Here is a 12,663-nt window from a genome sequence, read left to right as displayed (position 1 = left end):
TATTTACGGCAGATTATCAAAGCTTATATTTTTACTTCGAAAATTTAAAATAAGTTTTTGATAAGCATCGCGCTTATCGTTCAAATCATTTTTATAAACGATAATGGAAAAGCGTAAATTAAGTTTCTGGGAAATTTGGAACATGAGTTTTGGTTTCTTAGGAATACAATTTGGTTTTGCTCTCCAAGGAGGATTCATGTCAAGAATTTTCCAAACTCTAGGAGCAGAACAAGATGAAATCCCTTTACTGTGGATTGCAGCCCCACTTACAGGTCTAATTGTTCAACCAATAATTGGCTATTTATCAGATAACACCTGGCATCCCAAGTATGGAAGACGCAAACCGTTCTTTCTAATTGGTGCAATTTTGAGCACTTTAGCTTTGTTTTTAGTGCCAAATTCACCTGCACTTTGGATAGCTTCAGGATTATTGTGGGTTTTAGACGCCTCCATTAATATCAGCATGGAGCCTTTTCGTGCGCTTGTTGCCGACAAACTTCCCAATTCTCAGAGATCTTACGGGTTTGTAATGCAAACATTAATCATCGGGATTGGAACATGGATTGCCAGTAATTTGCCATGGATGTTAGATCAATTTGGTGTTCCAAATGAAGCAGAAGCCGGTATTTTACCGATGTCTGTAAAAGTTGGTTTTGCAATTGGAGCATTTGTTTTTATTGCAAGTATTTTATATACCATTTTTACCACTAAAGAATATCCTCCAGAAGATATTGCCGTTTTTGAAAAAGAAAAGAAACAAGCTAATTTTTTTAAAGATATTTCCATCAGTTTAAAAGGAATGCCTTCCACAATGAAAAAATTGGGATTAATCCAGTTTTTTAGTTGGTTTGCATTTTTTACGATGTGGAGTATGGCTACGCCAGCATTAACAGAATATGTTTACAAAGCACCCGCGCCAATTGAAAAAAATTATGATTTATCCAATAAAGGAGATGCAGAAGCTTTTGATATTGCCAATGGCAAATACCAAGACGCTGCAAATCTAGTAGGCTCTTCAATGGGAGTTTATGGATTGTCATCGATGGGATTTGCATTATTGCTAACATTTTATACTGCAAAAAGAAAAATTAACAGAAAATATATTCATAGCATTTCCTTACTATTAGGAGGACTTGGATTTATAATGATGTTTTATTCTAAACCGGACACTCTACTCTATTCCTTCATTTTAATAGGAATTTCTTGGGGAAGTATTTTATCCATGCCATACGCCATGTTATCTAGCGCTGTAGATCCTAAGAAAATGGGGACAATGATGGGTTTATTTAACATGTTTATAGTAATTCCACAAATCGTTGCAGCTTTGGGAGGAATCAATTTACTATACAAACTTATAGGTAAAGATTCTATTCACGCAATGACTTTGGCCGGAATTTGTTTAATTCTTGGTGGAGTTAGCACCCTATTAATAACAGATAAAAACGCCATTTCAGATTAAAGATTAGCATGAACAAAAAAGCCTTTATTTTCGATTTAGACGGCGTAATTGTTGACACTGCCAAATATCATTTTATTGCTTGGCAGCAAATAGCAAACCAACTCGGAATCGAATTTACATTACATGACAATGAACTTTTAAAAGGCGTGAGCCGAGTTCGATCACTTGATATAATTTTAGAATTAGGAAAAGTGACTGCTTCTCAAGAGGACAAAAACAAATGGTTGGTTCAAAAAAATGAAACCTATTTATCTTATTTAGTTACAATGGATGAAAGGGAATTATTACCGGGAATTCTCCCAATTTTGAAATTTTTGAAAGCCAACAACCAAAAAATTGCATTAGGTTCTGCAAGTAAAAATGCGAGACCTATATTAGAAAAAACAGGAATATTGGATTATTTCGACGCAATTGTGGATGGAAATGATGTTACAAATGCAAAACCTGATCCTGAAGTTTTTTTGCAAGCCGCAAGAAAATTAGGGATTGAAAATGAAAATTCGATTGTTTTTGAAGATTCGGTGGCTGGAATTCAAGCCGCTAATACTGCAAAGATGATCAGCATCGGAATTGGTGAAAAAGAAATTTTATTCGAAGCCAATTATATTTTTGAAGATTCTACTCAAATTGATACAGAATTTATCGAAAAATTAATTAAAAATTAAAAGATTCAATGATTAAAAGATTCAAAAAAAAGAGTGCAAACTTTAAATTTTTGAATATTTAAATCTTTAAATATAATAAGAATGAACCAAGATTATATAAAGCCAAATAATTGGTCAATTATAGAAGAAGGATTTGATAAAAATAGTGTAAAATCCTCCGAAAGCCTTTTCAGTATTGGAAATGGAGCAATGGGACAACGCGCTAATTTTGAAGAAAAATACACTGGAAAAACATTCCAAGGCAGTTACATTGCAGGTATTTATTATCCTGATAAAACAAAAGTGGGATGGTGGAAAAATGGCTATCCTGAATATTTTGCAAAAGTATTGAACGCTCCAAATTGGATCGGAATTGACATTGAAATTAACGGTGAAACATTAGACCTAAATAGCTGCAAAGCTGTAGATAATTTCCGCAGAGAATTAAACATGAAAGAAGGATGGTACAACCGCTCTTTTCATGCTACTTTGCAAAATGACACAGAAATTTCAGTCAACATTCGACGATTTCTATCATTAGATTTAGATGAATTAGGTGCTATTAAATATGAAATTACACCTTTAAATAAAGACTCAAAAATTGTTTTCAAACCCTACATAGACGCTGGAGTTACCAATGAAGATGCCAACTGGGAAGAAAAATTCTGGGAACCATTATCAGTAAAAAATTCAGGTAATGCAGGATTTGTGACAGCGCAAACTTTTAAAACACATTTTATTGCGACCACATTTATGCAAAATAACATTTTCATAAATGATAAAAATCAAAATGCTATTCCTGATAATAATCAATCCGATTCAGAAAAAATTCAATTTGATTATATTGTAAATGCCAATAAAGGTGACATTGTATCTATTGAAAAATTTGGTGGTTATACCGTTTCATTAAACCATCAGGATACTGAAAGCGCTGCAGTAAATGTTATAAATACAGCTTTATCTATTGGTTACAACCAATTATTAGAAAAACAAATTCAAGCTTGGGCTAAAATTTGGGAAATGTCCGACATCACTATTGATGGAGATATTAAAGCACAACAAGGAATTCGTTTCAATATTTTTCAGTTAAACCAAACCTATTTAGGTAAAGATTCCCGATTGAATATCGGACCTAAAGGTTTTACAGGTGAAAAATACGGTGGTTCTACATATTGGGACACCGAGGCCTATTGTATTCCGTTTTACATGGCTACAAAAGATCAAAATGTAGCTCGGAATTTATTGACCTACCGTTACAATCAATTGGACAAAGCAATTGAAAACGCAGCAAAATTAGGATTTACCAATGGAGCAGCTTTGTATCCGATGGTAACCATGAACGGGGAAGAATGCCATAACGAATGGGAAATTACTTTTGAAGAAATTCATAGAAATGGAGCAATCGCATTTGCTATTTTTAACTACCATCGTTTTACTGGCGACTATTCTTATATTCCCGAAAAAGGGCTAGAAGTACTAATCGGAATTGCTCGCTTTTGGCACCAAAGAGCAACTTATTCTGCCAATAAAAATAAGTATGTAATTCTTGGCGTTACTGGTCCAAATGAATATGAAAATAACGTAAATAATAATTTCTATACCAACTATATTGCAAAATGGTGTTTGGATTATACCTTCGAACAAATTCAAAAAGTGTCGTTGGAATACCCTTCAGATCACAAACGAATTTCAGAAAAAGTAGCTATTTCAGATGCTGAATTACAATCATGGAAAAAAGTTGCCGACAATATGTATTTCCCATTTTCAGAAGAACTAAATGTATTCTTGCAACAAGACGGGTTTTTAGATAAAGAATTAGTTAGAGTTTCTGACCTTGATAAAAGTCAAAGACCTATAAATCAAAAATGGTCTTGGGATAGAATTTTACGTTCGCCATACATCAAACAAGCGGATGTGCTGCAATGTTTTTACTTCTTTGAAGACCGTTTTTCGAAAGAAGAATTACAAAGAAATTTTGAATTTTATGAGTCTTTTACCGTTCATGAAAGCTCCCTTTCTCCTTGCGTTCACTCCATTCAAGCGGCTGTTTTAGACAAAATGGAAATGGCTTATACTTTCTATTTAAGAACTTCCCGTTTGGATTTAGATGATTACAATAAAGAAGTGGAAGAAGGTTGCCACATCACATCAATGGCAGGAACTTGGATGAGTATCGTAGAAGGTTTTGGCGGAATGAGAGTCAAAAACGACTGTTTGCATTTTGCTCCAAAAATTCCAAAAGAATGGGGCGGATATTCGTTCAAAATCAATTTCAGAAATCAAATTCTAAAAGTTAAAATTGACCAATCTGAAACGAAATTCTCATTAGAAGGTAATAGCAGTATTACTGTTTTTGTGAATGGAAAAGAAGTAATTGTAGAGCCAAATAATTTAATAACAGTATAATTTAAATCAAATGAAAAAATTAATTCAAGTCCTTTTTGTCTTATTAATTGCTACAAATAGTAGTATCGGTCAAGAATTGAAATCGCCAAACGGCCAATTTTCAATGAACTTTTCTTTATTACAAGATGGAACGCCAACCTATGAACTTTCCTATAAAAATAAGCCAATTATTAAATCTAGTAAATTAGGATTTGAATTAAAAAATGATAAAAATTCATTGCTTAATGGTTTTGTAATTACCAATTCAAAATCGAGTACTTTCGATGAAACTTGGAAACCTGTTTGGGGTGAAGTAGCTCGAATTAGAAATCATTACAATGAATTAGCAGTTACATTAAATCAAAAGTCAACTGATCGATTAGTGGTTGTTCGTTTTCGATTATTTGATGATGGATTAGGATTTCGATACGAATTCCCAGAACAGAAAAACCTAGTTTATTTTGTAATTAAAGAAGAAAGAACTCAATTTGCAATGACAGGAAATCATTCAGCATATTGGATTTCTGGTGATTACGACACTCAAGAATACGATTATACCACTTCAAAATTATCAGAAATTAGAGGGTTGTCTGGCAAAGCAAGATCAGAAAATGCCTCTCAAACTTGGTTTTCAGACACTGGAGTTCAAACGGCTTTGATGATGAAAACTGCTGATGGAGTTTACATCAATTTACACGAAGCAGCCTTGATTAATTATTCTCTAATGAACTTGAATTTAGATGATAAAAACATGATTTTCGAATCGTGGTTGACCCCAGATGCTAGAGGTGATAAAGGTCATATTCAAAGTCCGAGTAACACCCCATGGAGAACAATTATAGTTAGCGATGATGCCCGCGAAATCTTATCATCTAAAATGACATTGAACCTAAATGATCCATGTAAAATTGAAGATACTTCTTGGATTAAACCGGTGAAATATGTTGGAGTTTGGTGGGAAATGATAACAGGAAAAAGCTCTTGGTCGTATACCAATGATTTTCCTGCAATTCAATTGGGTATTACCGATTATTCAAAAGCGAAGCCAAATGGAACTCATGCTGCCAATACAGCTCATGTGAAAGAATATATTGATTTTGCTGCTAAAAATGGCTTCGATGGAGTATTAGTTGAAGGTTGGAACCAAGGTTGGGAAGACTGGTTTGGCCACGAAAAAGATTATGTTTTTGATTTTATAACTCCTTATCCAGATTTTGATGTGAAGGGAATTCATGAATATGCAAAATCAAAAGGGGTGAAAATGATCATGCACCATGAAACTTCTGGTTCCACTAGAAATTATGAACGCCATATGGACAAAGCTTTTAAATTCATGAACGATAACGGTTATGAGGCGGTAAAAAGTGGTTATGTTGGCCCAATTTTACCCGTTGGCGAACACCACTATAGCCAATCCATAATTAATCACTACCAATATGTAATTGAAAAAGCGGCTGAATACAAAATTATGGTTAACGCTCATGAGGCTGTTCGTCCTACTGGAATTTGTAGAACTTATCCAAATATGATTGGAAATGAAGCAGCTCGTGGAACTGAATTTCAAGCTTTTGGCGGATCAAAACCTAACCACGTTACTATTTTGCCATTCACAAGATTAATTGGTGGACCAATGGATTATACACCTGGGATATTTGAAATGGATATTAAAAAATTCAGCCCAAATAACAATTCACATGTCAATAGTACATTAGCAAATCAATTGGCTTTGTACGTTACCATGTATAGCCCTTTGCAAATGGCAGCCGATTTAATAGAGCATTACAACCAGTTTCCAGATGCATTCCAATTTATAAAAGACGTTGCAATAGATTGGGAAAATAGTATTTACCTAGAAGCGGAACCTGGAAATTATATTACAGTTGCTAGAAAAGCGAAAGGAACCAACAATTGGTTTATTGGTAATGTAAATGGAGAAACGCCAAGAACATCTAACATTAAATTGGACTTTTTAGAAAAAGGAAAAAAATACACTGCTACAATTTATGCTGATGGAAAAGATGCCCATTACAAATCCAACCCTCAATCGTATGTTATTCGTAAAATGAAAGTTACTAATACTACAAAAATATCGCAATTATCTGCAGCTGGTGGAGGTTACGCAATTAGCATTATTGAAAATAAATAATTTATCATGAAAAAAATCATTTTAGGCTTTGCATTACTATTCAATTTCTTATCCTTCGCTCAAGTAGACAGAGTTGAACCTCCATTTTGGTGGAGTGATATGAATTTATCAGAAGTTCAAATTATGTTTTATGGGAAGAATATCAACCAAAATGAAATTTCGGTTTCAAATGGATTGACAATTAAAAGTATCCAAAAAACAGAAAACCCGAATTATCTATTTGTTACCATTGATACTAAAAATGAAGCAGCACAAGAATTAGTTTTCACATTCAAAAATGGGAAAAAATCATTTACTCAAAACTATTCTTTAAAAGCAAGAAAAGAAAATTCAAAATTTAGAAAAAGTTACGATTCTTCGGATGTGATTTATCTAATTATGCCTGATCGTTTTGCAAATGGAAACCCAAATAATGACAATTCAAAAACTACGAAAGAAATTTCAAATCGTTCACTTCCAGGCGGAAGACACGGTGGAGACATTGAAGGATTGATTAAAAACCTTGATTATATTAAGGAATTGGGAGCAACGGCAGTTTGGCAAACGCCTCTTTGCGAAGACAATGACGAAGCTTATTCTTATCATGGTTACGCTCAATCTGACGTTTACAAAATTGATCCACGTTATGGAACTAATGAAGATTACGTTAAACTAAGTGCTGAATTACATCAACGGGGCATGAAAAATATCATGGATTATGTAACCAATCATTGGGGTTGGAAACACTGGATGTACAATGATTTACCAACTTACAATTGGATACACCAATTTCCAGGATATTCTCAATCTAATTACCGAATGACAACTCAGTTTGATAACAACGCTTCAAAAATTGACTCAAAACAATGTATGGACGGGTGGTTTGTTCCTTCTATGCCCGACTTAAATCAATCGAATCCTTTAGTTTTAAATTACCTAATTCAAAATGCGATTTGGTGGATTGAATATGCTGATTTAGATGGCTTTAGAGTAGACACCTATTCGTATAACGATAAAGAAGGAATTTCAAAATGGACGAAAGCAATCACCGATGAATACCCTCATTTTAATATTGTAGGAGAAGTTTGGATGCACGATCAAGCACAAATGTCGTACTGGCAAAAAGACAGTAAAATTGGTGCTATCCAAAGTTACAATTCAAACTTACCAAGTGTAATGGATTTTACTTTACACGATGCTATTGGAAATGTGTTTAACGAAGATCGTCAATCTTGGGATCGAGGAATGATTCAAGTTTATGATAATTTTGCGAATGATTTCTTATATCCAAATCCGAATAATTTATTGGTTTTTGCTGAAAATCATGATACTGGAAGATTCAATGAAATTTACAAAAGTGATTTCAAAAAATATCAAATGGCAATGACTTTATTAGCTACTGTTCGTGGAATTCCACAACTTTATTATGGTTCAGAAATTGGAATGAAAGGTGATAAAGGAAAAGGCGATGCCGACATTAGAAGAGATTTCCCAGGTGGTTGGAATGGCGATGCAAACAATGCTTTTACCAAAGAAGGAAGAACTGCTGAACAACAAAAATTCTTTGAATTTTCATCAAAATTATTCACTTGGAGGAAATCTAAAGAGGTAATTCATTCAGGTAAAATGACGCATTATGTACCTGATAATAATGTATATGTATATTTTAGATACAATGAAAAGGAAACTGTTATGGTGATTATGAATAACAATTCGGATAAACAAACTTTGAAAACCAATCGTTTTAAAGAGTCAATTAAAAATTTAAAATCAGGAAGAGAAGTGTTGACAGGAAAAACTTTTGATTTAAATAACGACATTGAAATCGAAGGGAAATCTGCCTTAATATTAGAATTAAAGTAATATGAAAAAGTTTCTAATTTGTTTTCTTTTTATGAACATATTATCATTTGCGCAAAGTAATAATCAAATGGTTGAACTTATCGATAATAGTAAATTTGAAGGTAAAATTTATAGAATTGAGAATTTCTCAACCAAATATATAAAACCGAGAAACGTTGATATCTGGGTTCCAACCAATTATTCTAAGGATAAAAAATACAGTGTTCTTTACATGCACGATGGACAAATGCTCTTTGACGCTTCAATTACTTGGAACAAACAAGAATGGATGGTGGACGATGTTTTGAGTAAATTAAATTCTGAAAAAAAAATTGACGATATTATTGTGGTGGCAATTTGGAATATTCCTGTCGATCGCCACGCCGATTTATTTCCAAAAAAACCTTTACTTCAATTAAACCAAGCAGAACAAAAACTGATTTTTGAGGAAGCCCATAAATTAAATTATCAGTTTAATTTAGAAGACATCAATTCGGATAATTATTTGAAATTTATCGTTGAAGAAGTTAAACCATTTGTGGATACTAATTTTTCAGTTTTCACCGATGCCGATCATACAGCTATAATGGGTTCTAGTATGGGCGGGCTAATTTCTATGTATGCTATTTGCGAATATCCGAAGGTTTTTAGTAAAGCAGCTTGCCTATCGACGCACTGGTTGGGTTTTAGAGAATTTGACAATAATCCAATCCCTGAAAGTTTCTTTAAATACATGAGTAAAAATTTACCTGATCCGAAAAACCACAAAATCTATTTTGATTACGGAACAGAAACTTTGGATGCAACTTATTTGAAATATGAATATCGAGTGGACGAAACATTGAAAGCAAAAGGCTACAATCAAAAAAATTTCAGAAACTTAAAATTTGAAGGTGAAAATCATTCTGAGGCCTCTTGGCAAAAGAGAATTCATATTCCTCTTGAATTTATGTTTGGAAAATAAAACTATAATAAATTATGAAAAAGATACTATTAACGGCTTTAGTAATTGCAACTTTAATGAGTTGTAAAAAAGAAACCGAACAAAAAATAGCAAACAATTCTGGTTCAAAAATAACTGCAATTACTCCTGAAATTGAAGAAAACGCGGTGATTTATGAAGTGAATATCAGACAATATTCTGAAGAAGGAACTTTCAACGCTTTTACAAAAGACATTCCGCAACTAAAAGAAATGGGAATTAAAATTCTTTGGGTGATGCCTATATTCCCAATTTCACAAACTAAAAGAAAAGCAACTGGAGGCGATAACAGCAAATTTGCTTCTGAAATGCCAATAGAAGAACAATCAAAATACCTAGGAAGTTACTACGCTGTTTCCGATTTTAAAAAGGTAAATCCAGAATTTGGAACTATCGAAGATTTCAGAAATTTGGTGAAAACCGCTCACGAAAATGGCATTTATGTAATCTTGGATTGGGTACCAAATCACACTGGTTGGGACCATGTTTGGATTAAAGAACATCCTGAATTTTACACTCACAATGAAAAAGGTGAAATCATAGATCCGATCAATCCTGAAACAGGAAAAAGTTGGGGTTGGACGGATGTTGCCGATTTAAATTATGATAACAAAGGGCTTCGCGAAGCAATGTCGGGAGATATGATGCATTGGATAAAAAACGAAAATATTGATGGATTCCGTTGTGATGTAGCTGGAAATGTGCCACTAGATTTTTGGACATCAACCATTCCGAAACTAAGAAAAGAGAAAAATATTTTCATGCTTGCAGAAGCTTGGGAACCTGAATTACTAAAATCGAATCTTTTTGATATGTGCTATGGTTGGGAAACGCATCACATTATGAATAGAATTGCTAAAGGAGAAAATACAGTTTCAGAGTGGGATAAAAACATCCTAGAAAATTCTAAAAAATACGAATCCAATGATATTTCGATGAATTTTGTTGATAATCATGATGAAAACTCTTGGAACGGAACTATGAAAAGCCGATTGGGAGCTGCCGAAGAAACCATGACCGCATTATCGTATCTAACTCCGGGAATGCCTTTGGTATATAGCGGCGACGAATATGGATTGGATAAAAGTTTGAAATTTTTTGAAAAAGATTCCTTTACAAAAGTAAAAGGAAAACAGTGGGATTGGAGAGTGAAATTAGGCAAACTTAAAAATGAGAATATTGCTTTGAATGGTGGTAAAAAAGCAGCTTCCTACACTCGACTTTCAACATCTGACGATAAAAAAATTCTAGCTTTTGAAAGATCAAAAGAAAATAAGAAGGTAATTTATGTTGGTAATTTATCTAAATCAGCTGCTGAATTTTCTTCTTCATTTGAAGGGAAATTCACCGATTATATGACAGGAGAAAAAGTAAATTATTCAAAAAATCAAAAGTTTACTTTCAAACCTTGGGAATACAAAATTCTTATTGCAGAGTAATTATTCTAGCTATAATAAAAAGCACAAATCAGTTCGGTTTGTGCTTTTTTTATTTTACTACCTTTGCTAAATCAAGTAAAGCTTGACCATTTCAAATGAATCAAAATTTCGATATACTAATTGTTGGTGGAGGTGCAGCAGGTTTTTTTACAGCTATTAATATAGTTGAAAAAAATCCAACGTTAAAAGTAGCCATTTTAGAGCGTGGTTCTGAGGTACTAAATAAAGTTCGGATTTCTGGCGGCGGAAGATGTAACGTGACTCACGCGTGTTTTGAACCCAATGAATTAGTGAAATTTTATCCTCGTGGTGAAAAAGAATTACGCGGGCCGTTTCATCAATTTTGTTCCGGCGATACAGTTGAATGGTTTGAAAAACATGGCGTAGAATTAAAAATTGAAGCTGACGGACGTATGTTCCCAGTTTCAAATTCATCTCAAACTATCATAGATTGTTTTATTGAAGCCACAAAAAAACTCGGCATTACTGTACTAACCAATCAAAGTGTACAATCCATATTCAAAAAAGACGCACTTTGGAAATTAGAAACTCAATCGGAAACCTACCTATCAGAAAAATTAATTTTAGCAACAGGTAGCAATCCGAAAATCTGGGAAATGCTACAAAATTTCGGTCACGCCATCGTAACACCAGTTCCTTCCCTTTTCACTTTCAACATAAAAGATCCTAGAATTACAGCATTACCGGGAGTTTCAGCACAAGTATCTGTAAAAGTCAAAGACTCAAAACTAGAATCTTCAGGCCCTTTATTAATTACCCATTGGGGAATGTCAGGACCAGCAATTCTAAAATTATCGGCTTGGGGAGCACGGATTTTATTCGAAAAAAACTACCAATTTTCAATTTCTGTAAATTGGTTGAACGATATAGATTTAGATGTTGCAGAAAAAATTTTAAAAGAGCTAAAATTAGAACATGCAAAGAAAGCAGTTTCAAAAAAATCTCCTTTTGAATTAACCAACCGATTATGGGAAAGTTTGGTGATGGCTTCTGGCATTGATTCGGAGACTAAATGGGCGGATTTATCTAAAAACCAACTTCAAAATTTATCCAATCAGTTAACTAATTGTGTTTTTCAAGTGAATGGGAAAAGCACCTTCAAAGAAGAATTTGTAACCGCAGGCGGAATTGTTTTAAAAGAAATTAATTTCAAAACAATGGAAAGCAAATTACACGAAAACCTCTATTTTGCTGGCGAGATTGTAAATATCGATGCAGTAACTGGCGGATATAATTTTCAAAATGCCTGGACAAGTGGTTTTATTGTTGCCAATTCAATTTAGCGATTCAACCACCAAATACTGGCGTTCAAAACAGTTGCAAAACTTACCCATGCTAAATAAGGAATGAACAAAAATCCCGCGATTTTATCAATTTTTTTGAATTGAATGTAGGTTTCATATATTAGTAACCACATCAAAATTATTTCTATTAATGCCAAAAATGGATTGTGTAATGCAAAGAATAAAATGGACCATAAAGCATTTAAAGCCAATTGGATAGCAAAGAAAACTAAAGCTTTTTTCACGGCTTCTTTATTAGACTCAATTCTATTCCAAACCAACCCTGCGGCAATTCCCATCATAATATAAAGCATGGACCAAACAGGTGCAAAAACCCAATTTGGGGGATTAAAAATTGGTTTAACCAATGTTGGAAACCAAGTGGTAATACTTGATCGTGTTGCCATTCCAGAAAAATAACCAATTGCTAAACAAGTAGCTACAACCACCAATATTCTCTTATATTTGTACATCTGATCATTA

General features: G+C 33.5%; 9 protein-coding genes. 8 read left to right on the top strand and 1 reads right to left on the bottom strand.

Annotated elements, in window-relative coordinates:
- Nucleotides 1-103 precede the first annotated feature (103 nt).
- The 8 genes from AC9UFV_RS00665 (at nucleotide 104) to AC9UFV_RS00630 (ending at nucleotide 12,180) form a co-directional block, all read left to right on the top strand.
- A complete protein-coding gene (locus tag AC9UFV_RS00665) occupies nucleotides 104-1,459 on the top strand; it encodes an MFS transporter (protein ID WP_509571735.1) in 1,356 nt (451 codons plus the stop codon).
- Between the two features lie 8 nt (nucleotides 1,460-1,467).
- Nucleotides 1,468-2,124 (top strand): beta-phosphoglucomutase, encoded by a 657-nt coding sequence (gene pgmB / locus AC9UFV_RS00660; RefSeq protein ID WP_509571733.1) that lies wholly within the window; start codon nucleotides 1,468-1,470, stop codon nucleotides 2,122-2,124.
- Between the two features lie 81 nt (nucleotides 2,125-2,205).
- Nucleotides 2,206-4,509, top strand: a complete 2,304-nt coding sequence (mdxK, locus tag AC9UFV_RS00655) for a maltose phosphorylase MdxK (RefSeq protein ID WP_509571731.1) — start codon at nucleotides 2,206-2,208, stop codon at nucleotides 4,507-4,509.
- A gap of 10 nt (nucleotides 4,510-4,519) precedes the next feature.
- Complete coding sequence (locus tag AC9UFV_RS00650; protein ID WP_509571729.1) at nucleotides 4,520-6,634, top strand: glycoside hydrolase family 97 protein; 2,115 nt, start codon at nucleotides 4,520-4,522, stop codon at nucleotides 6,632-6,634.
- Nucleotides 6,635-6,640: 6 nt separating this feature from the next.
- Nucleotides 6,641-8,476, top strand: coding sequence for a glycoside hydrolase family 13 protein (locus AC9UFV_RS00645; RefSeq protein WP_509571727.1), 1,836 nt, complete (start codon nucleotides 6,641-6,643; stop codon nucleotides 8,474-8,476).
- A 1-nt stretch (nucleotide 8,477) separates the two neighbouring features.
- Complete coding sequence (locus AC9UFV_RS00640) at nucleotides 8,478-9,419, top strand: alpha/beta hydrolase (RefSeq protein WP_509571725.1); 942 nt, start codon at nucleotides 8,478-8,480, stop codon at nucleotides 9,417-9,419.
- 14 nt (nucleotides 9,420-9,433) lie between these two features.
- Nucleotides 9,434-10,876: an alpha-amylase family glycosyl hydrolase gene (locus AC9UFV_RS00635; RefSeq protein WP_509571723.1), complete on the top strand. Its 1,443-nt coding sequence runs from the start codon at nucleotides 9,434-9,436 to the stop codon at nucleotides 10,874-10,876.
- A 95-nt stretch (nucleotides 10,877-10,971) separates the two neighbouring features.
- On the top strand, nucleotides 10,972-12,180 hold the full coding sequence (locus tag AC9UFV_RS00630) for a BaiN/RdsA family NAD(P)/FAD-dependent oxidoreductase (protein ID WP_509571721.1): 1,209 nt from the start codon (nucleotides 10,972-10,974) through the stop codon (nucleotides 12,178-12,180).
- On the opposite strand, the gene AC9UFV_RS00625 is transcribed toward AC9UFV_RS00630, so the two are convergent.
- Nucleotides 12,177-12,653: a TspO/MBR family protein gene (locus tag AC9UFV_RS00625; protein WP_509571719.1), complete on the bottom strand. Its 477-nt coding sequence runs from the start codon at nucleotides 12,651-12,653 to the stop codon at nucleotides 12,177-12,179. The genes AC9UFV_RS00630 and AC9UFV_RS00625 overlap by 4 nt on opposite strands.
- Between the last annotated feature and the right edge of the window lie 10 nt (nucleotides 12,654-12,663).

Origin of the sequence: Flavobacterium sp. (assembly GCF_044349645.1) — a bacterium.
Classification (GTDB): Bacteria; Bacteroidota; Bacteroidia; order Flavobacteriales; family Flavobacteriaceae; genus Flavobacterium.
Note: the sequence above shows the minus strand (reverse complement) of the source record. Positions and strands in the feature narration are given on the sequence as shown.